This is a genomic window from Streptomyces sp. NPDC051576, from assembly GCF_040681835.1.
Lineage (GTDB): Bacteria > Actinomycetota > Actinomycetes > Streptomycetales > Streptomycetaceae > Streptomyces.
In genome coordinates this window covers 238813-261613 of sequence record NZ_JBFAZO010000013.1, presented here as the reverse complement: position 1 = coordinate 261613, position 22801 = coordinate 238813, and the positions used below count along the sequence as shown (strand labels likewise).

Genomic DNA, 22801 nt, shown 5'->3' with positions numbered 1-22801 from the left:
CATGTCTTCTAGCCGCCGAGTACGACGATCTCGGCCGCGTCGAACTCCACCCCGACCGTGCCCCCGACCTCCGGTGCCTCCCGCAGCGCGCAGGCCGCCTCCAGGCGCGGGGCGTCCTCCGGCTGGAGTTGTACGGCGACATGGGTGCCCCGGAAGGTGCGGGCGGCGACCGTGCAGCGCAGGCCCGCGTCGGCGGGGACCAGACGGACCCCGGCAGGGCGTACGAGGAGCGTGCGCGGGCCCTGGGGGGCGTCCTCGGGGACCGGCACCTTGCCCCACGGGGTGTCGGCGGCCTCTCCGGCCACGGTCGCCGGGACCACGTTGTCGAAGCCCAGGAAGCGGGCCACGAACTCGTCGGCCGGGTGCTGCCAGACCTCAAGTGGCGTACCGGACTGGGCGATCCGCCCGTCCCGCATCACCACCACCCGGTCGGCGAGCGCGAACGCCTCACCCTGGTCGTGCGTGACCGCGAGCACGGTCGTGCCCAACGTCCCGAACAGCTCACGGAGTTCGACGACCAGCCGCTCCCGCAGTGAGCGATCGAGCTGGCCGAGCGGTTCGTCGAGCATGAGGAGCCGCGGCCGGGGTGCGAGCGCCCGGGCGAGCGCCACCCGCTGCTGCTCACCGCCGGACAGCCCCGCGACGGCCCGGCGGGCGGCCCCCGGCAGTCCGACGAGTTCGAGCAACTCGCCCACCCGATCGTCCTGTTGGGCCTTCGACGTCCCGTGCATACGCAGCCCGAAGGCGACATTGCCGGCCACGTCCCGCTGCGGGAAGAGCTGATGGTCCTGGAACATCAGGCCCACTCCCCGCTTGTGCGCGGGCACCCCGGCCTGGTCGCGTCCGTCGAGCAACACCCGCCCGGAGTCCAGGGGTTGCAGCCCGGCCACCGCCCGCAGCAGCGTCGACTTGCCGCTGCCGCTGGGTCCGAGGACGCACACGATCTCGTGCTCGGCGACATCGAGATCGACGGCGTCCAGCACGGGCCGGCCGCCGAACCGTACGGTCGCGCCCTCAAGGCTCAGCAGCAGCTCCGTCGTCACGCTCGGTGGCATCTAGAACTCCCCCGTCCGGTCGGTGCGCAGCCGCTCAAGGACCAGCAGGGCCACCGCGCACACGAGCATCAGAATCGTCGAAAGGGCCATCGCCTGGCCGTAGTTGAGATCACCCGGCCGGGACAGCAACCGGGCCACCGCGACCGGCAGGGTCGGGTTGTCGGGCCGCGCGATGAACACGGTCGCCCCGAACTCGCCGAGCGACACCGCGAACGCGAACCCGGCGGCGATCAGCAACGCCCGCCGCACCAGCGGCAGATCGACCTCGCGCCACACCCGCCACGGCGACGCCCCGAGCACGGCCGCCGCCTCCCGCAGCCGCCCGTCCACCGCCCGCAACACGGGCAGCATCGTCCGTACGACGAAGGGGACGCCGACCAGCGCCTGCGCCAACGGCACCAGGATCCATGAACTCCGCAGATCCACCGGGGGTTTGTCGAGCGAGATCAGGAAGCCGAAACCGACCGTCACCGCCGACACCCCGAGCGGCAGCATCAGCAGCGCGTCGAAGCCCCGCACCAGCCGCCCGGCATCGCGCCGGGTCAGGGCCGCGGCGGCGAGACCGCCAATCACGACGGCGATGGCGGTGGCGGCGACGGCGTACTCCAGCGAGTTGCCGATCGCGGCGATCGGCGGGACCAGGAAGGTGCCGCCGTCGTCGTGGGTCAGCGCCCGGTAGAAGCCGAAGTCCGCTGTGTCCAGCGAGCGTTGGACCAGCACGGCGAGCGGCAGCACGAGCAGCAGGAGCACGGAGGCGAGGACCCCGGCGAGCAGCGCCCACTGGCCCGCCCCGCGCGGGCGCCGTGCGGTCACCGACGGGTCCACCAGCCGTAGGGCCGTCTCCCGGCGCCGTACCGTCCGGGCGTGGACGGCGAGGATGGCGCCCACCGCGACGAACTGGACGATCGTCAGCACGGCCGCCGTGGAGAGGTCGAAGACCTCCGAGGTCTGGCGGTAGATCTCCACTTCGAGGGTGGAGAAGGTCGGGCCGCCGAGGATCTGCACGACACCGAAGGACGTGAACGTGAAGAGGAAGACCATCAACGCGGCGGCGGCCACGGCGGGCCCGAGCGCGGGCAGTGTCACCTGCCGCCAGGCCCGGAGCCGGGAGGCGCCGAGCATGCGCGCGGCCTCCTCCTGACGGGGGTCGAGCTGGGCCCAGAGGCCGCCCACCGTCCGTACGACGACCGCGTAGTTGAAGAAGACGTGCGCGAGCAGGATGGCCCAGACGGTGGTGTCGAGGCGTACGCCCCACAGGTCGTCGAGGAGTCCGCCCCGGCCGACGAGGGCGAGGAACGCCGTACCGACGACGACCGTGGGCAGCACGAAGGGGACCGTCACGACGGCCCGCAGCACATGCCGGCCCGGGAAGTCGAAGCGCGCGAAGACATAAGCTCCGGGGAGCGCGATCAGCAGCGTGAGCGCGGTGGAGGCGAGCGCCTGCCAGGTGGTGAACCACAGCACGTGCCGGATGTCGGACTGCGCGAGCACGTCCCCGATGCGGCCCAACTGCCAGGCGCCGTCCACCTTGAGACCGCGCGCGACGATCGAGGCGACGGGGTAGGCGAAGAACACCGCGAAGAACGCGACGGGCACGGCCATGAGCCCGAGCCGCGTCGCGTTCCCTTTGCGGATCTTCCGCCGCGGGGCTACTTCAGTACGAGCGAGGTCCACGACTTGACCCACTGGTCCCGGTCGGCGGCGATCTTCGCGGGCGCCATGGTCTCGGGGTCCGGGGCCTGACGGCCGTACTTCACGAACTCCTGCGGCACCGTGGCGCCGTCGATCACCGGGTAGACGAACATGTTGAGCGGCATGTCCTCCTGGAACTCCTTGGTGAGCAGGAAGTCGATGAAGGCCTTGCCGCCCTTGGTGTTCTTCGCGTTGCTGAGCAGTCCCGCGTACTCGGTCTGCCGGAAACAGGTGCCGTACGACACCCCGGTGGGCGCGGTCGTCGGCTTCGGGTCGCCGTAGATGACCTCGGCGGGCGGCGAGGAGGCGTACGAGACGACGAGGGGCCGGTCGCCGCCCGCCTTCTTGCCACCGGCGGAACCGGAGAACTCCTGGTCGTAGGCCTGCTCCCAGCCGTCGACCACCTTCACGCCGTTGGCCTTCAGCTTCTTCCAGTACGCCTGCCAGCCGTCGTCGCCGTACTGCGCGGCGCTGCCGAGCAGGAAGCCGAGGCCGGGCGAGGAGGTGGCAGCGTTCTCGGTGACGAGGAGGTTCTTGTACGCGGGCTTGACCAGGTCGGCGAAGGAGGCCGGCGGGGTCAGCTTGTGCTTGCTGAAATAGGCCTTGTCGTAGTTGACGCAGATGTCGCCGGTGTCGATGGGCGTGACCCGGTGCTTGGTCTGGTCGACGCGGTACGCGGACTTGACGAGATCCGCGCCCTTCGCGTCGTAGGACTGGAAGAGACCGTTGTCGAGGGCGCGGGAGAGCAGGGTGTTGTCGACGCCGAAGAAGACGTCGCCCTGCGGGTTGTCCTTGGTCAGGATCGCCTTGTTGACGGCCTGGCCCGCGTCACCGTCCTTGAGGACCTTGACGGTGTAGCCGGACTGCTTCTCGAAGTCCTTGAGGACGCTCTTCGAGACGGCCCACGAGTCGTGGCTGACGAGGGTGACCGTCTTGGAGTCGGAGCCGCCGCTCCCGTCCGACCCCGAGCCGCACGCGGACAGCGTGACCAGGCCGAGGCCGACGAGGACAGCACAGTACTTCTTGGTGTTCACGGTGATGACCGAACTTCCTACCCAGAATGACCTGGGCGAGGTTCAGAGGGTCTGCGGCCCGATTGCCGCACTCTCAGCGCTGCGCGCTCCCCTGTCGGATATGAAGGTGTACGTACAGGTGGTGCAGGTGAAGGTTACCTCTCGGTGGCAGCGAGCTGACCGCAGGCTCCGTCGATCTCCTGGCCACGGGTGTCCCGGACGGTGACCGGCACGCCGTGGGCGGCGATGGCCTCGACGAACGCCTTCTCGTCCTCGGGGCGGGAGGCCGTCCACTTGGAGCCCGGTGTCGGGTTCAGCGGGATCAGGTTGACGTGCACGGGCTTGCCCTTGAGGAGCCGGCCGAGCCGGTCACCACGCCACGCCTGGTCGTTGATGTCGCGGATCAGGGCGTACTCGATGGACAGCCGGCGCCCGGACTTCGCCGCGTACTCCCAGCCGGCGTCGAGGACCTCGCGCACCTTCCACCGCGTGTTCACGGGGACCAGGGTGTCGCGCAGCTCGTCGTCGGGCGCGTGCAGCGAGATCGCGAGGCGGCACTTGAAGCCCTCGTCGCTGAAGCGGTGGATCGCCGGGACCAGTCCGACGGTCGAGACGGTGATCCCGCGCTGCGAGAGACCGAGGCCGTCCGGCTCGGGGTCGGTGAGGGCGCGGATGGACTGGACGACCCGCTTGTAGTTGGCGAGCGGCTCCCCCATACCCATGAAGACGATGTTGGACAGCCGCGCGGGACCGCCGGGGATCTCGCCGTCGCGCAGCGCCCGCATGCCGTCCACGATCTGGTGCACGATCTCACCGGTGGAGAGGTTCCGGTCGAGGCCGGCCTGGCCCGTCGCGCAGAACGGGCAGTTCATCCCGCACCCCGCCTGCGAGCTGATGCACATGGTCACCCGGTCCGGGTACCGCATCAGCACCGACTCGACGAGCGTCCCGTCGAACAGCCGCCACAGCGTCTTGCGGGTGGTGTCCTGGTCGGTCGACAGATGCCGTACGACGGTCATCAGCTCCGGAAGCAGCGCTTCCTGGAGCTTGGCGCGCGAACCGGCGGGGATGTCGGTCCACTGCTCCGGGTCGTGCGCGAACCGCGCGAAGTAGTGCTGCGAGAGCTGCTTGGCGCGAAACGGCTTCTCCCCGATCGCGGCGACGGCTTCCTTGCGCTCGGCGGGCGTGAGATCGGCAAGGTGCCGCGGGGGCTTCTTGGCTCCGCGGGGGGCGACGAATGTGAGTTCTCCGGGCTTAGGCATGGCTGTACCAGTGTCGCAGATCGTTTACGGTGATCCGTTTCAGCCGGTGGGCTCGGTCAGCCGGTGTGCTCCAGGTGTTCCTTCAGGAGCTTCTCGTTGTGGGGCATCTCGCGGCGGACCTGGGGGCGGACGACGAGGGGCAGCAGGACCTTGCCGATGCCGTGCCCCTCGAAGTCGAGGTCCATCGTCACGTGGGTACGGCGTCCGTCGTCGACGGGTGTGATCTCACCGCGGAAGTTGCCCCTGACGGGGCCGTCGATCCCGCGCACGGTCCAGGCGCGCGGCGGCTGGAACTCGGTGCACTCCATGGTCATCGCCATGTCGCGGCGGCCCACGTGCCGGGTGACGCGGACCCGGGAGCCGAGTCCGAACGGGCGGTCGTCGAGTTGTTCGGCCAGGACCGCGCTCTCCTGCCATTCGGGCAGGTGGGACGGGTCGATGACGTACGCCCAGGCATCCTCGGGACGGCAGTCCACGTCGAACTCTTCATGGAAGGCGGACATGACGCCCTCCTTCGTTCAGGGCGGTCCCCCTTGCGAGGGCTTACACCGAAATCGTACGACCGGGCGCCCCCGTCCTGTACAGGTCAGGGGCGCCCGGAATGCCGTACGGCAGGACGTCGGACGAACGTCAGGCGGACCCGACGAACAGCACCATCAGCAGCCACACCACCGGAGCCGTCGGCAGCAGCGAATCCAGCCGGTCCATGATGCCACCGTGGCCCGGCAGCAGCGTGCCCATGTCCTTGATGCCGAGGTCGCGCTTGATCATGGACTCGCCGAGGTCGCCCAGCGTGGCGCTGGCGGCGACCGCGAGGCCCAGGACGAGGCCCTGCCACCAACTGCCGTCGTCGATCAGGAACTGCATGCACAGCGCGCCCGCCACCATCGCGAAGGACACCGCTCCGAACAGGCCCTCGCGGGTCTTTCCGGGACTGATGCGCGGGGCGAGCTTGTGGGTGCCGAAACGCCAGCCGACGGCGTAGGCGCCCGTGTCGCTGACCACGGTCAGCAGCAGGAACGTCATGACCCGCCAGGCGCCGTCGTCGGCGGTGAGCATCAGGGCGACGAACGTGGCCAGGAACGGCACGTAGAACGCCGCGAAGACGCCCGCCGTGACGTCCTTGAGGTAGCCCTCCGGCGGTTCCGTCATCCGCCAGACCAGGACGGCCAGCGCGGTCAGCGCCATCGCCACCCAGGCGCCCTCGGCACCCCGGACGTATCCGGCGACGACCATCGCGGCGCCGCCGACCGCGAGGGGCACGAGGGGCGCCTTGATGCCCTTGCGCTCCTGCAGCCGCGAGGTCAGCTCCCACAGACCCACGACGACGGCGACCGCTATCACGCCGATGAACACGGCCTTGACGACGAACAGGGACGCGATGATCACCGCGCCGAGTCCGACCCCGACGCCTATGGCCGCACCGAGGTCCCGGCCCGCGCTCTTCTTCTGCGGGGCGGGCACCGGTGACGGGGCGTCGGGCATGGGCTCCGGATTCTGCGGCACCGCCCCGTAGGGCTGTGCGTACGGCATGTCGGCGGGCTGCGTCCGCGGCGGGTCGTACGGCTGCGGCTGCCGTGTGTCGTACGGCGGCTGCCGTGTCTCGTCGCGGAACAAGGGACCGCTCAGCCGAGCGGCCCCCCGGTCGTCATCCTGGTGTCCGCCGTATGCGGGCTCGTCGGGCACGATGGGCATGGGGCGAGTCTGCTGCGCCTCAGGCGCATCGTACGTGGGACCCGCCGGGGCAGCCCCCTGGACAGGCCCCTGGTCGGACGGCCCCCAGTACCCGGCTTGTGGCGGTGCACCCCAGGAAGAGTCGTTCATCAGACCTCGAGCAGCTCCGCTTCCTTGTGCTTGAGGAGCTCGTCCACCTGGGCGACGTACTTCGCCGTGGTGTCGTCGAGTTCCTTCTCGGCGCGACGGCCCTCGTCCTCGCCGATGTCGCCGTCCTTGATCGCCTTGTCGATCGCTTCCTTGGCCTTGCGGCGGATGGAGCGGATCGAGATCTTGGAGTCCTCGGCCTTGGTCTTGGCGACCTTGATGTACTCCTTGCGGCGGTCCTGAGTGAGCTCGGGGAACGTCACACGGATGATGTTGCCGTCGTTGCTCGGGTTGACGCCGAGGTCCGAGTCCCGGATCGCCTGCTCGATGTTGCGCATCGCGCTCTTGTCGAACGGGGTCACCACGGCCATGCGCGGCTCCGGCACGGAGAACGAAGCCAGCTGGTTGATCGGTGTCAGTGCGCCGTAATAGTCGGCCACGATCTTGTTGAACATCGCCGGGTGCGCACGGCCGGTGCGGATCGCGGCGAAGTCCTCCTTGGCGACCACGACGGCCTTCTCCATCTTCTCCTCGGCTTCGAGGAGGGTCTCTTCGATCACCACTTGCTCCTGCGTGTCTTGAGTAGGCCCGGCTGCTGTGCTGTGTCGGCGTCGGCGGCCGGCTGCGTCGCGTCTTCTTCCTGCACGGTTCCCGACCGGCAGGACATTGTCCATCCCCCGGTCAGGGTCATCAGCCCTGGCTGCCTTGGTCACCCACAAGCGTGCCGATCTTCTCACCCTTGACGGCGCGGGCGATATTGCCCTCCGCCAGAAGCTCGAAGACCAGGATCGGAAGCTTGTTGTCGCGGCACAGGGTGATGGCGGTCATGTCCGCGACCTTGAGGTCCTGGGTGATGACCTCGCCGTAGCTGAGCGCGTCGAACTTGACGGCCTCGGAGTTCGTCTTCGGATCGGAGTCGTAGACCCCGTCCACGCCGTTCTTGCCCATGAGCAGCGCCTCGGCGTTGATCTCGAGGGCGCGCTGGGCGGCGGTGGTGTCGGTGGAGAAGTACGGCATGCCCATACCGGCGCCGAAGATGACCACGCGGCCCTTCTCCAGGTGGCGCACAGCACGCAGCGGGATGTACGGCTCGGCGACCTGGCCCATGGTGATGGCGGTCTGGACGCGGCTGTCGATGCCCTCCTTCTCCAGGAAGTCCTGGAGGGCGAGGCAGTTCATCACCGTGCCGAGCATGCCCATGTAGTCGGAGCGGGCCCGGTCCATGCCGCGCTGCTGGAGTTCGGCACCGCGGAAGAAGTTGCCGCCGCCGATGACGACGGCGACCTCCGCGCCGTCCCGTACGACGGCCGCGATCTCACGGGCGATCTTGTGCACCACGTCGGGGTCGACGCCCAGGCCCCCGCCACCGGAGAAGGCCTCTCCGGACAGCTTCAGCATGAACCGGCCGCGTACCTTGCCGTCGTCGCTCTTCTGGGGCTTGGTGGTCATGACGTTCTCGCCTCTTTTACGTGGTCGCACACACGAAGAAGGCCACTGCCGGTGGGGTGTCGTTCGCAACCCGTGCTCGGCAATGGCCTCCTCGTCAGATCCGCTGTCGTCCGTCAGCCGTAGACAACCGCATACGACCTTATAGGGGTCGCGCGCCCGTCGCGGTACGGACTCAGATGCCGACCTTGATGCGCGTGAAGCGCTTCAGGGTGACACCCGCCTCGTCCAGAACCTTCTGGACGGACTTCTTGGGGTCGAGCGCGTACGGCTGGCCGAGCAGCGTCGCGTCCTTGAAGAAGCCGTTGACACGACCCTCGACGATCTTGGCGATCGCGGCCTCGGGCTTGCCCTCGGCGCGGGTGGTCTCCTCGGCGATACGGCGCTCGGACTCGACGACCTCGGTCGGCACGTCGTCCTTGGCCAGGTACTTCGGCGCGAAGGCGGCGATGTGCTGGGCGACGCCGCGGGCGACCTCGGCGTTGGGCTTGTCCAGCTCGACGAGGACACCGATCTGCGGCGGCAGGTCGGGCATCGTGCGGTGCATGTACGCGGAGACGTAGCCGTCGGCGTACTGGGCGAAGCGGTCCAGGACGATCTTCTCGCCCAGGTTCGCGTTGGCCTCGTCCACGAACGCCTGGACCGTCTTGCCGGGCTCGATCTCGGAGGCGAGCAGCGCCTCGATGTCGGCCGGGGCGGTCTTGGCGACGTGCTGGGCGATCTGGTTGGCGACGGCCTGGAACTTCTCGCCCTTGGCGACGAAGTCCGTCTCGCACTTCAGCTCGACCAGGACACCGGAGGTGTTGTCGTCGGCGATGACGGAGACCACAGCGCCGTTCTCGGCGGAGCGGCCCTCGCGCTTGGCGACGCCCTTCTGGCCCTTGATACGGAGCGCCTCGACGGCCTTCTCGACGTTGCCGTCGGCCTCGTCCAGCGCCTTCTTGCAGTCCATCATGCCGGCGCCGGTCAGCTCACGGAGCTTCTTGACGTCGGCGGCGGTGTAGTTCGCCATGATCTGTGAATCTCTTCTCGGAGTTCGAAGTCTCGAAGTCGGCGGCGGCCGCGGGTTCAGCGGGCTTCCGCCAAGGATCTACGGGCTACGAAGATCTAGGGGCTGTGAGTGAACGGCGGGTGGCGCGGTCGGCACCACCCGCCGTCACTTCAGCTCAGCCCTTTGGCCCGGAAGGTCAGGCCTGCTCGGCCTCGGCGGCCGGAGCGGCCTCGACCTCGGCGGCAGCTTCCGCGGCGGGGGCCTCGGCAGCGGCCTCCTCGACGGCGACCGGAGCCTCGGCCTGCTCGGCGTCGGCGACCTTCTCGGTCTCGGCGGAGGTCTGGACCTCGGCCTCGGCGGCCGGGGTCTCGTCGGCCTTCTTCTCGCCTTCGAGCAGGTCGCGCTCCCACGCGGCGAGCGGCTCACCGGCGGCCTTGTCACCCTTGGCCTCGGCGGCGACACCGGAGCGGCTGATGAGGCCCTCGGCGACGGCGTCCGCGATCACGCGGGTGAGCAGGGTGACGGAGCGGATCGCGTCGTCGTTGCCCGGGATCTTGTAGTCGACCTCGTCGGGGTCGCAGTTCGTGTCGAGGATGGCGACGACCGGGATGTTGAGCTTCCGGGCCTCACCGACCGCGATGTGCTCCTTCTTGGTGTCCACGATCCAGACGGCGCTGGGAACCTTGGACATCTCGCGGATACCACCGAGGGTCTTCTCCAGCTTGGCCTTCTCGCGCGAGAGCACGAGAAGCTCCTTCTTGGTGAGACCGGACGCGGCGACGTCCTCGAAGTCGATCTGCTCAAGCTCCTTGAGGCGCTGCAGACGCTTGTAGACGGTGGAGAAGTTGGTGAGCATGCCGCCCAGCCAGCGCTGGTTGACGTAGGGCATGCCGACGCGGGTGGCCTGCTCGGCGATGGCCTCCTGCGCCTGCTTCTTCGTGCCGACGAACATGACCGTGCCGCCGTGGGCGACGGTCTCCTTGACGAACTCGTAGGCGCGGTCGATGTACGACAGCGACTGGAGCAGGTCGATGATGTAGATGCCGTTGCGCTCGGTGAAGATGAAGCGCTTCATCTTCGGGTTCCAGCGACGGGTCTGGTGACCGAAGTGGACGCCGCTTTCCAGCAGCTCCCGCATCGTGACGACGGCCATGGCCGTTCTCCTTGATTTTCTCGGTTGTGCCGCGGGTGCCGGGACGGCACTCGCGCCTGACGCCCACGTGCGCGTGCCCAGAGGACCGAGGTGCGCTGACACCGGTCTGTGACGACCAGATGTCGGGGCGTGCGAAGTCGACCCGGTGACCCGGATCGCCAAAGGAAGTGTACGGGACCCGCGAGGTACCGGGTGACGCCGTTGTCCACAGGCTCCCGGCGGTCCACAGGTCCCGGCCATGATCGGCATCGGTACGGCACGGTTTGTGCCATGCGAACGCGACGACGTGAACGATCCGTGCGGGCGGCCCTGGCGTTACTGCCGCTCCTACTGCTGACCTTGCTGACCTGCGCTGCCCGGGCCGACGACGGCTCTTCCCCGACTCCCGGAGTCCCGCCCCCTCCCGTACCGGCCGTGGCCCGGGTCTGGCCCGTCGGCTCACACCCCTTGGTCCTACGGGGCTGGGAGCCCCCGGCGACGCTCTACGCCCGGGGCCACCGCGGCGTGGACCTCGCGACCCCGGCCGGCGCTCCGGTGCGGGCGGTGGCGGCGGGCCGGGTGTCCTTCGCGGGCCGGGTGGCGGGCAAGGGGGTGGTGTCGGTCGAGCTGACCGGCACGGACCTGCGCACGACCTACGAACCGGTGAGCGCGTCAGTGAAGAAGGGGGACGAGGTGGCGGCGGGCGAGGTGGTGGGGACCGTGGAACTCACGGGCTCCCACTGCGCGACTTCGTGCGTGCACTGGGGCCTGTTGAGAGGGGAGCTGTACCTGGACCCACTGGCCCTGCTGCCGCCGTGGCTGCTGAACAGGAGCCCGTCACGCCTGTTGCCCGTACTGACAGCGCCCGGTTGAGGGAAGCCCCCACCTACCCCCGCACACCCCGCAGAGCCATACTCACCGCGGCCTCGGTGATCACCGAGGGATCCTCGGCGGCGCCCAGCTCGATCCGCCGCACGGCCGCGTCGACGACCCCTTGGAGCAGCATCGCCGCCAGCCGGGGCTCAGCATGCCCCATCTCGGCCAGCGCCTCGACGATCATCGCCACCAGCCCGCCGTGCGCGGCACGGATCTTCTCCCGCGCCCCCGCGTCCAGTTCGCTCGCGGAGATGGCGACCACGGCTCGGTGCCGACGGTCCCCGACAAGGGCGAGCTGCTGCCGTACATACGCCTCGACCTTGCCCTCGGCCGAGCCCGCACTCCGCATCGCCGCCGACACGTCCGCCGCCCAGACCGGGAAGTCGACCTCGCACAGTTCCTCGACGACGGCCGCCCGCGAGCGGAAGTACTCGTACACGGACGAGCGCGCGAGACCGGTCCGCTCGGCCAGGGCCGGGAAGGTCAGCGCCTCCGTCCCGCCCTCGGACAGCAGGGAACGAGCCGCGTCCAGCAGGGCGGCTCGCTGCATCGATCGGTGCTCGGCCACGGAGGCCGCTCGAATCCTTGGCACGTCAACCACTCTACGGACGGTCCACCCCCGGCGGGAGTGACTCGGGCCATGCAGGCACGATTCTGCGAGGTCAGGAAAGCCGTAGGGGTTCTGCTCAACGGCCGAAACTCGCCAGCTTGGCGCGCAGTTGCAACACGGACTTGGTGTGGATCTGGCTGACCCGGCTCTCGGTCACCCCGAGCACGTTGCCGATCTCGGCGAGGGTGAGGCCCTCGTAGTAGTACAGCGTGACGACGGTCTTCTCCCGCTCGGGCAAGGTGTTGATCGCCCGCGCCAGGAACCGCCGCAGCTCCCGGCCCTCGGCCACCTCCACCGGGTTGTCGGCGGCGGTGTCCTCCAGGGTGTCCATCAGGCTGAGCCGGTCGCCGCCCTCCCCGCCCGCGTGCAGCAACTCCTCCAGCGCCACCACGTTGGCCAGCGACAACTGGCTGAAGACGGCGTGGAGATCGTCCACCGCGATGCCCATCTCTGCGGCCACCTCGCCCTCGCTGGGGGTGCGCCTCAGTCGCGCCTCCAGCGTGGCGTACGCCCGCTCCACGTTCCGCGCCTTCTGCCGCACCGAGCGCGGGATCCAGTCCAGCGCGCGCAGCTCGTCGATCATCGCGCCCCGGATACGGGTGATCGCGTACGTCTCGAACTTGATCTCCCGCTCGATGTCGAACTTCTCGATCGCGTCGATCAGTCCGAACACCCCCGACGACACGAAGTCCGCCTGCTCCACATTGGGCGGCAGCCCGACGCTCACCCGCCCCGCGACGTACTTCACGAGCGGCGAGTAGTGCAGGATCAACTGCTCGCGCAGCCGCTCGTCCCCCGTCGTCTTGTACGACCGCCAGAGCTCCTCAAGCGTCGAGGGAGCGGGCGGCCGGACGGCGCCACCGTCGCGGGCGGCTGGGGGGATCGCCGCCCGGTCGGACCCGGAGGTGTGCTGGGGCATTCGTCGCCTTGTGCCGTTCTGCTGTGAAGTGCGGTTGCCTGGGTGAGCTGTCGGAGTGATGCCGAGTTGCCGGTCTGTGCCGGAATCCCCGTGAGCGTAGCGTGACTGGAGTGTCGCGGTGCGCGAAGGGCGAGGCCCGGACCGGGCACGGACGCGTTCGACGAGGTGCCGGAACGGGTGACTACGATCGCTCTGCGTGATCATCGGAATGTGCCAACTGCGGGAATTTCCAAGGGTGTCGGGGTTCCCCCGGACGGCCGAACACGCTCGGTCAGCGGCGCCCCCGACCGGCCCGGACCGAGATCATCGCCTGGCGTGTCAACTTCCAGCCGTCGCTGTGTCGTTCGACGTAACCAAGTGCTCTGAGTTCGTACAGTCTCGCGATCACGTCGTCCTGAGTGGTCTGCGCACCGCGCGCGATCTCCTGCGGTGGCGCCGCCCTGTTGCCGGGCAGTGCGGCGAGGACGCGGCGGGCCGCCGGTGCCAACAGGTCGCGCGGGAGCACCGGTCCGCGTCGGTCGGGAGCCAGTTCGCCCATGTCGCCGACCAGTTCGACGACTTCCGCGGCGTCGGTCACCAGCACCGCTTCCCCGCGCAGGAGTTCGTGCACTCCGGCGGAGAGTGAGCTGGTGGCCGGGCCGGGCACTCCTATCGTGTGGCGCCCCAGCTTCTGCGCGGCCCGCGCGGTGACGAGGGACCCGCTCCGATGGGCGGCCTCGACGACCACGGTGCCCCTGGTGAGCGCCGCGATCACCCTGTTCCGGAGGATGAACCTGCTCGGCGTCGGATGTTCCCCGGGCGGCAACTCGCCCACCACGAGCCCCTGTTCGGCGATCCTGCTGATCAACTCGGTGTGGCCGCGCGGGTAGGGCCGGTCGACTCCGCAGGCGAGCACGGCGGCGGTGGCGCCGCCCGCGCCGAGGGCGCCGCGATGGGCGGCGCCGTCGACTCCGTAGGCGCCGCCGGACACGACCACCCAGCCGAGTTCGGCGAGGCCGGCGGCGAGGGTGGCCGCCATGTGGGCGCCGTACTCGGTGCAGGCGCGGGCGCCGACGACGGCGACCGAGGTGAGCGCCCACTGCCGCAGGCTGGGCAGCCCGCGCACCCACAGTCCGGTGGGCCGCGCGTCCCCGAGGTCGTCGAGTTGCGCGGGCCACTCAGCGTCGCCGGGACACACGAACCGGACGCCGGCATCCCGTGCGACGGCCAGGTCCCGGCCCGGTTCGACCAGTCCGGCCCGCGCGCGCAGCCCGGCCCAGCGCCTGTCGGTCACCCCGACGAGCTGCGGGCCGCCGTCCCGCAGGCGCCGGGCCACTTCCGCGGCGCCCAGTTCGCGGATCCACCGGCCGGCCACTTCGTCGCCGGGCTCGACGACCCGGGCGAGGAAGACACGGGCGTGGAACTCCTCGCCCGGGTCCTCGTTCGTGGTCACGCTCGAGGTCATGTCAGTGCCCCGATGGCCATCGGGGCTCCCCGGGGAACGCCGGTGCGCAGTTGCAGGGCGAGGGCCACGTCCGTCGCGTCCGGTCGGTCGTGGCCCTTGAGGTCCGCGACCGTCCAGGCCACGCGCAGGACGCGGTCGATACCCCGCGCGGTCAGCATGCCCCGCTCCAGGCTGCGCTCGGCCTCGTCCATCGCCCCGCGCACGGCCTGCCAGCGGCTGCGCAGCTCACGGCCGGGCACTTCACTGTTGGTCTGCCACGGGGTGCCCGCGAGACGGGCCCGCGCCCGCTCCCTGGCGGCCCGCACCCGGTCCGCGACCGTCGCGGTGGACTCGCCCCGGGCGCCCCGCTCCGTGAGTTCGGCGCGGGTGACCCGGTCCACCTCGACCCGCAGGTCCACCCGGTCGAGCAGCGGCCCGGAGAGCCTGGCCTGGTACCGGCGGATCGTCATCGGCGGGCACTCGCAGAAGTCGTCGGTCTGCGAGAAGCGGCCGCACGGACAGGGGTTGGCCGCGAGCACCATCTGGAAGCGGGCCGGGAACCGCACGACCCCGGCACTGCGCGCGATCACCACATGTCCCGCCTCCAGTGGCTGCCGGAGGGCGTCCAGTGCCTGGCTGTTGAACTCCGGGGTCTCGTCCAGAAAGAGAATTCCGCGATGCGACAACGAGACCGCACCGGGCCGCGCGATCCCGGGCCCGCCGCCGACCAGGGCCTGCATCGTGGCCGAGTGGTGCGGGGCGCAGTAGGGGGCGACGTCGATCAGGGGTTTGCCCGGGGGCAGCAGGCCCGCCACCGAGTGGACCGCAGTGACCTCCAGCGAGTCCTGCCTGCTGAGCCGGGGCAGGATCGCGGGCAGCCGCTCCGCCAGCATGGTCTTGCCGGCACCGGGCGGACCTTCGAGGAAGAGGTGGTGGCCGCCGGCCGCGGAGACCTCCACCGCGGTGCGCGCCGAGAGCTGCCCGACGACGTCCGCGAGGTCGTGCCCCGGGTCGTGGTGCGCCGCTCCCACGCTGTGCATTCCGGTGGCCGCGCCGGTGCCCGGCACACGCAGACCGGCGAGGAGCGGATCCGGGCGGCTCAGGTCGTCCGGCTCCTCGTCGGGGACGGGCTCGTCCGCGAGTACCGCGATCAGTTGCCGCAGGCTGCGGACGCCCAGCACGGACACCCCGGGCACGAGGGACGCCTCGGCGGCGGCGCACTCCGGCACCACCACCTGCTCGTACCCGGCGTCCGCCGCCGCGAGCACCGCCGGGAGGATGCCCCGGACCGGGCGCACCCGGCCGTCCAGTCCCAGCTCACCGATCATCACGATGTCGGCGAGCACCCGGGGATCGATCCGCTCGGCGGCGCCGAGCACGGCCGCCGCCACGGCCAGGTCGAAGCCGCTGCCGCTCTTCGGCACGGATGCCGGGCTCAGGCCCACCGTCAGTTTCTTCTGCGGCCAGGCGCTGCCCGAGTTGACCACGGCGGCCCGCACCCGGTCCTTGCTCTCCGTCAGGCTCTTGTCGGGCAGTCCCACCAGCGTGAACGCGGCGACGCCCGGTTCGAGGTCGGCCTGGACCTCGACCACCACGCCTTCGACGCCCACCAGCGCCACCGAACACGTACGAGCGAAGCCCATCTCAGGCCACCCCCCGCGCGTGCTCGACGACGGGTGCGCCGCGGCCGGGCAGGAGCACGCCCACCAGGTCGATGCGGACGCCGCCCGGCGGCGCCCCTCCGTGTGCGTGGATCCAGCGTCCGGCGAGGCCGCGCAGGCGCTCCGCCTTCTCCGGGGTCAGGGCGGCCATCGGATGCTGGAAGGCACCCGTCCGCCGTGTCTTGACCTCGCAGACGACCAGGACGTCGCCGTCCCGCGCCACGATGTCGATCTCGCCGGTCCTGCCACAGCGCCAGTTGCGCTCCAGGACCGTCATCCCGGCCTCGACCAGCCGTCGTGCGGCCAGCGTCTCGCCGTACCTGCCGAGTGCACTGCGTGCGTTCATGTCGGCACCACCTCCGCGCCAACCGTGACGCGGAACGGTCCACCAAGTGGATCTTGGTGGACCGTTCAGTGGTTGTGGAGAACTCCGTCACCCGCACGAGCGATGATCACCCCGCGGGACCCGCCGTCAGCCGCCCGGCAGTTCCAGATCGCTCTTGTTCAGCTCTTCGATGTTCACGTCCTTGAACGTGAGGACTCGCACCTGTTTCACGAAGCGAGCGGGTCGATACATGTCCCACACCCAGGCATCCGCCATGGACACCTCGAAGAACACCTCGCCCTGGACCGAGTGCACCTGCATCTCGTAGTCGTTGGTGAGGTAGAAGCGCCGTTCGGTCTCGATCACGTATTTGAACAGACCGACGACATCGCGGTACTCCCGGTAGAGCTTCAGCTCCATCTCGGTCTCGTACTTTTCGAGGTCCTCGGCGCTCATGGCATGTTCCCCTTCAGCCGTGCTGATCCCACCATTGTGCGCCAGTCCCGTGCGCCCCTAGACGATTTCGGTGTCCAGGGTCACCGGTCCGGCCGGGGGACCTTCGTCGAGCAGCCTGCGGAGCAGCTCGGCGAGTCTGGTCGGATACACCGTCTCATGCGCCCGGTCCAGTTCCCGGCACGTCCACCAACGCGCTCCGGAGACGCTGCGCCGCTCCAGCTCTGTGAGGGCCGTGGCGCCGGGCACGCCGTCGGCCGTAGTGGACGTCCTGGCCAGGTAGTACCGCTCGTCCTGGTCCCAGCGGCGGCCCGCGAACGGGAAGGAGCAGGTCCGCGTCCACAGCACCGGGCCGAGCCGGACCTGTGTGATCCCGGTCTCCTCCGCGAGTTCCCGTAGCGCGGCCTCCTCGTGGGTCTCGTCGCCCTCCAGGCCGCCGCCGGGGGTGAACCACCAGTCGTCGGCCGGGTTCTCCGGCTCGTGGCCGTGGAGCAGCAGGATCCGGTCCTGCGGGTCGAGGAGGACGACCCGGGCGACCTTGCGCGGGCCGCCCTCGTAGGAGTCCTGGTCCTCCTCGGTGGCCTCAGCGGGCACCGGCGGGCTCCGGCCGGGGGCGGGAGCGGCGGCCGGCCAGCTTGGCGACCGGGCCGTAGGCGCCGCCGCCGAGGACGAGCACCGCGCCCGCGACGATCACGGCGAGGATCGTGCGCAGGGGCCCGGGCTGGGAGAGACCGCCCAGTACCTCGAAGTTGGTGGGGCGCTCCAGCATGCCCTTCATGGGCCAGACGACGGCGTCCACGCGGGCGCTCACGGCGCTGTTCGCGACGGTGCCGCTGGCGACGTCCGTGAGGTGGGCGCTGGAGTCCAGGGAGCCCTGGCGTTCGTCGCCGAGCAGGAACAGGCGGCCCTTGGGGACCTTCACGGCGGGGATCGTCTTGTCCTCGACCGCGCCGCCCTTGAGGTAGGGCTCGTCGATCTGCTTGCCGTTGACGACCAGCTTGCCGTTCGTGCAGCAGGAGACGGTGTCCCCGCCGACGGCGACCACGCGCTTGACCACGGGAGCGTTCGTCACCCAGGTCTTGTCGGTGAAGACCACGACGTCGCCCCGGCGCACCTCGTCGCCGTCCACCCGCTGGGCCAGCACCCGGTCACCCGCGTCGATGGTCGGCGTCATCGAACTGGTGGGCACCGTGTACGGCCGGTACACCACCGCTCCCCAGCCGAACCCGCCGAGGAACAGCACAAGGCCCAGTGCGACGGCCAGTCCGGACAACCGCTCTCCGGTCCGGCGGCCCACCGGGCCCTTGCCAGTGCCACCGCTGGTACGCGGGGCCGTACGTGTTGCGCTCTCGCCACCCATGGGCGGCACCCTACCCGGCGGTACCGAGGGTGGTCAGCCCTTCATCCGGGACCTGGGTCACAAGCTCCACAAGGCCTTTACTCGTCCTTGGCCGAGCGCCTGCGGCGCCACAGGACCAGGGGCAGGACACCGACGAGGGCGAGGCCCTGCGGGGCGGCCGTCAGCAGGCGGGAGGCCGAGGCCTGGGTGTTGATGCCCGTCTGGTCGAAGGTGTCCGGGATCGGCAGCGTGCCCCAGCGGTTGATGGGCCAGGCCTTGACGATCGCGCGGCCGACGACCTCGTTCACCGGGACCATGCCGTGGTGCTTGTCGGACTGGTTGTAGCGCGAGTCCCGCGAGTTCTGCCGGTGGTCGCCCATCACCCAGATGTCGCCCTTGGGGACCTTGACGGTGAACTGGCCGCCCTGGTCGTCGTTGGTGCACGGGGTGTTGCCGGGGTAGACGTACGGCTCGTTCAGCGCCTTGCCGTTGACCATCAGCGGGCCGGTGCCGCTGCAGGAGACGGTGTCGCCGCCGACGCCGATGACCCGCTTGATGAGGTCCTTCTCCTGCGCGGAGGGCATCAGGCCGATCCAACTGAGCACGGTCTGCAGGGCGTTGGGGTTGGCCGTGGGCTCACCCGCCAGCCAGTCGTCCGGGTCGTGGAAGACGACGACCTCGCCGCGCTCGGGCTCGGAGCCGAACCACGGGGTGAGCTTGTCGACCAGGACGCGGTCACCCTGCTGGAGGGTGTTCTGCATCGAGTCGGAGGGGATCGAGAACGCCTGCACCAGGAACGTCTTGATGAGCAGCGCGAGGACCAGCGCGATGACGATCAGGATCGGCAGCTCCTTCCAGAAGGAGCGCGGCTTCTTCGCCTGGGGGGTCGAGTCGCCCGGCCCCTGGCCCTCGGTCCTGGTCTGTGTACCTGACTCCACGCCGTCCTTGCCGTCCTCGTCCGCTCCGGCGTCACTCCCGGAGGTCACGGCGCTGTCCGCGGCCGGGGCGGGTGCTTCCACGGGACGTCCGCGGTGCTCCTCGCCGTCGTGTCCGGACCGTGCGCCAACCGCCACATCCCCCACGCCAACTCCTTACTCCGTGCCGCCGCCCGCGCCATCTTCGACGCAGGCCCACCACTCCCATAACGAGCGGGAGTTCCGCAGGGCTCGGGAGTTGGACCGATCCGTTCGGATCGACCGGGGCAACCCTATGCGACAGTTCGGGGGCGGCGGTCGTCCCGGACACCGAGTTGGAAACCGATGCGAAGGTTTTAGGTTCGTTCAGGCTGGTCCAGTGGTCCATGGGCCAGGCGATCATCTTGGCCCGCCCCACCACCAGGCTGAGCGGGACGGTGCCTCCGTAGCTGGTGTTCTGGTGTGCGCGGGAGTCCGCCGAGTTGCCGCGGTGGTCGCCCATCACCCACAGCCGGCCCTTGGGGACGGTGATGTCGAACGCTGTTTCGGACGGTGCGTTCCCGGGATACAGGTAGTCGGCCTCGGTCAGGGGGACGCCGTTGACGGTCACCCGCCCTTGCGCGTCACAGCACTTGACGTGGTCGCCGCCGACGCCGATGACCCGCTTGATGAGGTCCTGCTCGTTGTCGGAGGGCAGCAGGCCGATGAACTGAAGGCCTTCCTTGACCTGCTTGACGACGATGGGGTCGTTCTTCTTGGTGGTCGTCTCGTCCCCCAGCCAGCCGCCCGGGTCGTGGAAGACGACGACGTCACCGCGCTTGGGCTCGGCACCGAACCACGGGGTGAACTTGTCGACCAGGACGCGGTCGCCGACGCGGATCGTCTCCTCCATGGAGCCCGAAGGGATCACGAACGCCTGGACCAGGAAGGTCTTCAGGACGAGGGCTATGAGTACGGCGACACCGACCAGGAGCGGTATCTCCCGGACCGCGCCGCGCCTGCGCCGCCGCTTGACCTTGCGCTGGAGCTTGCGCCGCTCGGCCCGGCTGCGGCCCGCGCCCCCGGCAGGGGCGAGCGCGCCCGCCCGCCGGAAGCCGGTCGGCAGCAGGTTCTCGTTGCCGGAGGAGCCGCCCGGCGCCGCGCCGCGCGGCCTGCCGCGGTTACCCATGGGCGCCGCCGGCGCTTTTCGCGTTCGGTACGCGCGCGTAGGCCCCGGGCCGGACGAGGTGGGTCCAGTCGCGGGTGGGCCAGACGATCCAGTCGGCTCGCCCGACGACGTCACCAACGGGAATCATGCCTCCGCCCGGGTCTCCCAGGTGGTCCCTGGAGTCACTTGAGTCGGCGCGGTGGTCGCCCAGGACGAAGAGGGTCCCCTCGGGCACGACCAGGTCGAAAGACACGGTGGACGGAGCATCCCCTGGGTACAGGAACGCCGACTCGTCGACCGACCGCCCGTTCACCTGGATCCTCCCCTCCTTGTCGCAGCAGACCACGTGGTCTCCCCCCACACCCACAACGCGCTTGATGTAGTCGGCGTCCCCGAAATAGCCAGTGCCATCGAACACAACGATGTCGCCGCGCTGCGGATGGGCACCGAAACGGTACGCCAACTTATTTACGAGAACGCGGTCGCCGATCCTCAATCCGGATTCCATGGATCCGCTAGGAATCTGGAAAGGCTGGAGCAAGAAGGTGTTGAGCAGCAGCAGAAACACCAGACAGACTAGGACGGTCAGGGTGATCCGCCCGCCGGGCAGCCACTCGGCGGCACGCGACACCAACGCGAAACGCGACCGGCCCTCCGGTCCTCCGGTGTCCGAGGTGTCCTCGGAGTCGGAAGGGCGGGAGGAGCGGTCGCGCTCCGTCGGCTGTGCTTCGGTGTCCATCGGAGCCAGATGCTATCCGGCCCCGATAAGAACCCCGTACGCGACTAGTTGTCGCGCTTCTCCTTGATCTTCGCGGCCTTGCCGCGCAGGTCACGGAGGTAGTACAGCTTCGCGCGACGGACGTCACCACGGGTCACGAGCTCGATCTTCTCGACGATCGGGGTGTGCACCGGGAAGGTGCGCTCGACGCCGACGGAGAACGAGACCTTGCGGACCGTGAAGGTCTCACGGACACCGGCGCCCTGGCGACGGATGACTACGCCCTTGAACTGCTGCACACGGGAGCGGTTGCCCTCGATGACGCGGACGTGGACGTTGACGGTGTCACCCGGGCGGAAGGCCGGGATGTCGGTGCGCAGCGAGGCGCTGTCGACGGTGTCGAGCAGGTGGGACATTTCGTCTGCTTTCTTCGCTGATGCCACAGGTCACCAACGGGAACTAGGGATGCAAATAGTCTGCCGTGCTCATCGGGGCGGGCGTCGTGTCCCCCTGTGGCAGGGGCGCACGCCGGACGACGCACAACAGCGACCTATTCTTCCACGCCGTCCGGCCTGCGCCAAAATCGGCCGTACGGCTCCCCCGCCGGGTCCGGTGCCCAGCCCAGGATCGACAGCATCTCGCGGTCCTTCTTGTCGAAGGCCTTGGGCTCGCAGCGCTCGATGAGGTCGGGCCGGTGGGCGGCCGTTCGCTTCAGCGCCTCGTCGCGCCGCCAGCGGGCGATCTTTCCGTGGTGGCCGCTGAGCAGCACGTCCGGGATCTCCCGGCCGCGCCACTGGGGCGGCTTGGTGTAGATCGGCCCCTCCAGGAGGTTGGCCATCGCGCCGGGCGCGAAGGAGTCGTCGCGGTGCGACTCGGCGTTGCCCAGGACACCCGGCAGCAACCGCGCCACGGCCTCCGTGACGACCAGGACGGCCGCCTCGCCGCCGGCGAGCACGTAGTCGCCGATGGACACCTCGTAGACGGGCATCCGGGTCGCGTACTCGTCGATGACCCGCCGGTCGATGCCCTCGTAGCGGGCGGGTGTGAAGACCAGCCAGGGGCGCTCGGAGAGTTCCACGGCGAGTTCCTGGGTGAACGGCCGGCCGCTGGGGGTGGGCACGATGAGCGCGGGTGCGCCGGAGCCCGTCTCGTAGCCGTCGGCCAGGACGGAGTCCAGGGCATCGCCCCAGGGCTCGGTCTTCATGACCATGCCGGGGCCGCCGCCGTAGGGGGTGTCGTCGACCGTGTTGTGGCGGTCGTACGTCCAGGAGCGCAGATCATGCACGTGCACATTCAGCTGTCCACGCGCGCGTGCCTTTCCGACGAGGGAGACGTTCAGCGGTTCCAGGTACTCGGGGAAGATCGTGACGACGTCGAGCCGCATTACGCCTCTTCTTCCTCGGAGGAGACGACCTCGGCCTGGTCGTCGATCAGGCCCGGCGGCGGGTCGATGACCGCGCGCTGCTCCTCCAGGTCGATCTCGGTGACGATCGACTCGACGAAGGGGATCATCACCTCGCTGCCGTCGGGCCGCTCCACGATGAAGAGGTCCTGCGAGGGCAGGTGCGAGATCTCGGTGATCCGGCCGACCTCGGTGCCGTCCTTGGTGACGACATCGAGGTCCATGAGCTGGTGGTCGTAGTACTCGTCCTCGTCCTCCGGCAGCTCCTCCGGATCGACGTCGGCGATCAGGATGATGTTGCGGAGGGCCTCAGCGCCGGTCCGGTCGCTCACGCCCGCGAAGCGCAGCAGGAGGCGGCCGCTGTGGACCCGGCCGGTCTCGATGGTCAGCGGGCCGGCGGAGGCCGGTTCGGTGGCCAGGACGGCACCGGGCGCGAGCCTGAGCTCCGGTTCGTCGGTGCGTACCTCGACGGTGACCTCGCCCTTGATGCCATGGGCACGGCCGATCCGTGCGACTACCAGTTGCACGTGTCCGAATCTCCTGTGTCATACAGCTCGGGCCGGGGACGGCCAGTGGCCCTCCCCGGCCCGAGCCGGTGTGCG

At 69.8% G+C, this 22801-nt stretch carries 25 protein-coding genes and 1 riboswitch; of the genes, 1 reads left to right on the top strand and 24 read right to left on the bottom strand.

Annotated features, from left to right (window positions below; genetic code table 11):
* Window positions 1-8 precede the first annotated feature (8 nt).
* The 10 genes from AB0M63_RS36600 to rpsB all read right to left on the bottom strand — a co-directional run bounded on the left by AB0M63_RS36600 (window position 9) and on the right by rpsB (window position 10433).
* Window positions 9-1055 (bottom strand): ABC transporter ATP-binding protein, encoded by a 1047-nt coding sequence (locus tag AB0M63_RS36600; RefSeq protein WP_366022384.1) that lies wholly within the window; start codon window positions 1053-1055, stop codon window positions 9-11.
* Complete coding sequence (locus tag AB0M63_RS36595) at window positions 1056-2657, bottom strand: iron ABC transporter permease (RefSeq protein ID WP_366022383.1); 1602 nt, start codon at window positions 2655-2657, stop codon at window positions 1056-1058.
* Between the two features lie 47 nt (window positions 2658-2704).
* Entirely contained in the window at window positions 2705-3781 is a 1077-nt protein-coding gene (locus AB0M63_RS36590) for a thiamine ABC transporter substrate-binding protein (RefSeq protein WP_355919287.1), read from the bottom strand.
* A riboswitch (TPP riboswitch) is annotated at window positions 3778-3884 on the bottom strand. Its footprint overlaps the gene before it by 4 nt.
* A gap of 31 nt (window positions 3885-3915) precedes the next feature.
* Entirely contained in the window at window positions 3916-5022 is a 1107-nt protein-coding gene (rlmN, locus tag AB0M63_RS36585; protein WP_355919284.1) for a 23S rRNA (adenine(2503)-C(2))-methyltransferase RlmN, read from the bottom strand.
* Window positions 5023-5078: 56 nt separating this feature from the next.
* Window positions 5079-5525, bottom strand: a complete 447-nt coding sequence (locus AB0M63_RS36580; protein WP_366022382.1) for an SRPBCC family protein — start codon at window positions 5523-5525, stop codon at window positions 5079-5081.
* Window positions 5526-5652: 127 nt separating this feature from the next.
* Complete coding sequence (locus tag AB0M63_RS36575; RefSeq protein ID WP_366022380.1) at window positions 5653-6846, bottom strand: phosphatidate cytidylyltransferase; 1194 nt, start codon at window positions 6844-6846, stop codon at window positions 5653-5655.
* A complete protein-coding gene (frr, locus tag AB0M63_RS36570; RefSeq protein ID WP_355919275.1) occupies window positions 6846-7403 on the bottom strand; it encodes a ribosome recycling factor in 558 nt (185 codons plus the stop codon). Before frr ends, AB0M63_RS36575 begins: the two co-directional genes overlap by 1 nt.
* A gap of 130 nt (window positions 7404-7533) precedes the next feature.
* Window positions 7534-8292 (bottom strand): UMP kinase, encoded by a 759-nt coding sequence (gene pyrH, locus AB0M63_RS36565; RefSeq protein WP_355919272.1) that lies wholly within the window; start codon window positions 8290-8292, stop codon window positions 7534-7536.
* A gap of 172 nt (window positions 8293-8464) precedes the next feature.
* Window positions 8465-9301, bottom strand: coding sequence for a translation elongation factor Ts (gene tsf / locus AB0M63_RS36560; RefSeq protein WP_355919269.1), 837 nt, complete (start codon window positions 9299-9301; stop codon window positions 8465-8467).
* Between the two features lie 175 nt (window positions 9302-9476).
* Window positions 9477-10433, bottom strand: a complete 957-nt coding sequence (gene rpsB / locus AB0M63_RS36555) for a 30S ribosomal protein S2 (RefSeq protein ID WP_355919267.1) — start codon at window positions 10431-10433, stop codon at window positions 9477-9479.
* A 270-nt stretch (window positions 10434-10703) separates the two neighbouring features.
* Here rpsB and AB0M63_RS36550 point away from each other — a divergent pair, with 270 nt between their 5' ends.
* Window positions 10704-11285, top strand: coding sequence for a M23 family metallopeptidase (locus tag AB0M63_RS36550; protein ID WP_366022379.1), 582 nt, complete (start codon window positions 10704-10706; stop codon window positions 11283-11285).
* A 13-nt stretch (window positions 11286-11298) separates the two neighbouring features.
* On the opposite strand, the gene AB0M63_RS36545 is transcribed toward AB0M63_RS36550, so the two are convergent.
* The 14 genes from AB0M63_RS36545 to rimM form a co-directional block, all read right to left on the bottom strand.
* Window positions 11299-11856 carry a helix-turn-helix domain-containing protein gene (locus AB0M63_RS36545; RefSeq protein ID WP_355919515.1) on the bottom strand — a complete coding sequence of 186 codons (558 nt, stop codon included), beginning with the start codon at window positions 11854-11856 and terminating at the stop codon, window positions 11299-11301.
* Window positions 11857-11974: 118 nt separating this feature from the next.
* Complete coding sequence (gene whiG / locus AB0M63_RS36540) at window positions 11975-12817, bottom strand: RNA polymerase sigma factor WhiG (protein WP_355919261.1); 843 nt, start codon at window positions 12815-12817, stop codon at window positions 11975-11977.
* Between the two features lie 271 nt (window positions 12818-13088).
* Complete coding sequence (dprA, locus tag AB0M63_RS36535) at window positions 13089-14261, bottom strand: DNA-processing protein DprA (RefSeq protein ID WP_366022377.1); 1173 nt, start codon at window positions 14259-14261, stop codon at window positions 13089-13091.
* Complete coding sequence (locus AB0M63_RS36530; protein ID WP_366022376.1) at window positions 14258-15883, bottom strand: YifB family Mg chelatase-like AAA ATPase; 1626 nt, start codon at window positions 15881-15883, stop codon at window positions 14258-14260. The genes dprA and AB0M63_RS36530 overlap by 4 nt, the downstream gene beginning before the upstream one ends.
* A gap of 1 nt (window position 15884) precedes the next feature.
* On the bottom strand, window positions 15885-16247 hold the full coding sequence (locus AB0M63_RS36525) for a YraN family protein (protein WP_355922640.1): 363 nt from the start codon (window positions 16245-16247) through the stop codon (window positions 15885-15887).
* A 126-nt stretch (window positions 16248-16373) separates the two neighbouring features.
* Window positions 16374-16682, bottom strand: coding sequence for a DUF2469 domain-containing protein (locus tag AB0M63_RS36520; RefSeq protein WP_003965949.1), 309 nt, complete (start codon window positions 16680-16682; stop codon window positions 16374-16376).
* Window positions 16683-16739: 57 nt separating this feature from the next.
* On the bottom strand, window positions 16740-17273 hold the full coding sequence (locus AB0M63_RS36515) for an NUDIX hydrolase (protein ID WP_366022375.1): 534 nt from the start codon (window positions 17271-17273) through the stop codon (window positions 16740-16742).
* A complete protein-coding gene (gene lepB / locus AB0M63_RS36510) occupies window positions 17263-18039 on the bottom strand; it encodes a signal peptidase I (protein WP_355922645.1) in 777 nt (258 codons plus the stop codon). The genes AB0M63_RS36515 and lepB (AB0M63_RS36510) overlap by 11 nt, the downstream gene beginning before the upstream one ends.
* A gap of 77 nt (window positions 18040-18116) precedes the next feature.
* Complete coding sequence (gene lepB, locus AB0M63_RS36505) at window positions 18117-19100, bottom strand: signal peptidase I (RefSeq protein WP_355922648.1); 984 nt, start codon at window positions 19098-19100, stop codon at window positions 18117-18119.
* Window positions 18988-20100, bottom strand: a complete 1113-nt coding sequence (gene lepB, locus AB0M63_RS36500) for a signal peptidase I (protein ID WP_355922650.1) — start codon at window positions 20098-20100, stop codon at window positions 18988-18990. Before lepB (AB0M63_RS36500) ends, lepB (AB0M63_RS36505) begins: the two co-directional genes overlap by 113 nt.
* Window positions 20093-20818, bottom strand: coding sequence for a signal peptidase I (gene lepB / locus AB0M63_RS36495; RefSeq protein WP_355922653.1), 726 nt, complete (start codon window positions 20816-20818; stop codon window positions 20093-20095). Before lepB (AB0M63_RS36495) ends, lepB (AB0M63_RS36500) begins: the two co-directional genes overlap by 8 nt.
* Before the next feature lie 44 nt (window positions 20819-20862).
* Window positions 20863-21213, bottom strand: coding sequence for a 50S ribosomal protein L19 (gene rplS, locus AB0M63_RS36490; RefSeq protein ID WP_148010680.1), 351 nt, complete (start codon window positions 21211-21213; stop codon window positions 20863-20865).
* 134 nt (window positions 21214-21347) lie between these two features.
* Window positions 21348-22181, bottom strand: a complete 834-nt coding sequence (trmD, locus tag AB0M63_RS36485) for a tRNA (guanosine(37)-N1)-methyltransferase TrmD (RefSeq protein ID WP_355922656.1) — start codon at window positions 22179-22181, stop codon at window positions 21348-21350.
* On the bottom strand, window positions 22181-22726 hold the full coding sequence (gene rimM / locus AB0M63_RS36480; RefSeq protein WP_355922659.1) for a ribosome maturation factor RimM: 546 nt from the start codon (window positions 22724-22726) through the stop codon (window positions 22181-22183). Before rimM ends, trmD begins: the two co-directional genes overlap by 1 nt.
* Between the last annotated feature and the right edge of the window lie 75 nt (window positions 22727-22801).

Coding starts and splice junctions, on each gene's coding strand:
- AB0M63_RS36600 (WP_366022384.1), bottom strand. CDS start 1,055: ATGCCACCGAGCGTGACGACGGAGCTGCTGCTGAGCCTTGAGGGCGCG.
- AB0M63_RS36595 (WP_366022383.1), bottom strand. CDS start 2,657: ATGGCCGTGCCCGTCGCGTTCTTCGCGGTGTTCTTCGCCTACCCCGTC.
- rlmN (WP_355919284.1), bottom strand. CDS start 5,022: ATGCCTAAGCCCGGAGAACTCACATTCGTCGCCCCCCGCGGAGCCAAG.
- AB0M63_RS36580 (WP_366022382.1), bottom strand. CDS start 5,525: ATGTCCGCCTTCCATGAAGAGTTCGACGTGGACTGCCGTCCCGAGGAT.
- AB0M63_RS36575 (WP_366022380.1), bottom strand. CDS start 6,846: ATGAACGACTCTTCCTGGGGTGCACCGCCACAAGCCGGGTACTGGGGG.
- pyrH (WP_355919272.1), bottom strand. CDS start 8,292: ATGACCACCAAGCCCCAGAAGAGCGACGACGGCAAGGTACGCGGCCGG.
- tsf (WP_355919269.1), bottom strand. CDS start 9,301: ATGGCGAACTACACCGCCGCCGACGTCAAGAAGCTCCGTGAGCTGACC.
- rpsB (WP_355919267.1), bottom strand. CDS start 10,433: ATGGCCGTCGTCACGATGCGGGAGCTGCTGGAAAGCGGCGTCCACTTC.
- AB0M63_RS36550 (WP_366022379.1), top strand. CDS start 10,704: ATGCGAACGCGACGACGTGAACGATCCGTGCGGGCGGCCCTGGCGTTA.
- whiG (WP_355919261.1), bottom strand. CDS start 12,817: ATGCCCCAGCACACCTCCGGGTCCGACCGGGCGGCGATCCCCCCAGCC.
- dprA (WP_366022377.1), bottom strand. CDS start 14,261: ATGACCTCGAGCGTGACCACGAACGAGGACCCGGGCGAGGAGTTCCAC.
- AB0M63_RS36530 (WP_366022376.1), bottom strand. CDS start 15,883: ATGGGCTTCGCTCGTACGTGTTCGGTGGCGCTGGTGGGCGTCGAAGGC.
- AB0M63_RS36525 (WP_355922640.1), bottom strand. CDS start 16,247: ATGAACGCACGCAGTGCACTCGGCAGGTACGGCGAGACGCTGGCCGCA.
- AB0M63_RS36520 (WP_003965949.1), bottom strand. CDS start 16,682: ATGAGCGCCGAGGACCTCGAAAAGTACGAGACCGAGATGGAGCTGAAG.
- lepB (WP_355922645.1), bottom strand. CDS start 18,039: ATGGGTGGCGAGAGCGCAACACGTACGGCCCCGCGTACCAGCGGTGGC.
- lepB (WP_355922650.1), bottom strand. CDS start 20,100: ATGGGTAACCGCGGCAGGCCGCGCGGCGCGGCGCCGGGCGGCTCCTCC.
- lepB (WP_355922653.1), bottom strand. CDS start 20,818: ATGGACACCGAAGCACAGCCGACGGAGCGCGACCGCTCCTCCCGCCCT.
- rplS (WP_148010680.1), bottom strand. CDS start 21,213: ATGTCCCACCTGCTCGACACCGTCGACAGCGCCTCGCTGCGCACCGAC.
- trmD (WP_355922656.1), bottom strand. CDS start 22,181: ATGCGGCTCGACGTCGTCACGATCTTCCCCGAGTACCTGGAACCGCTG.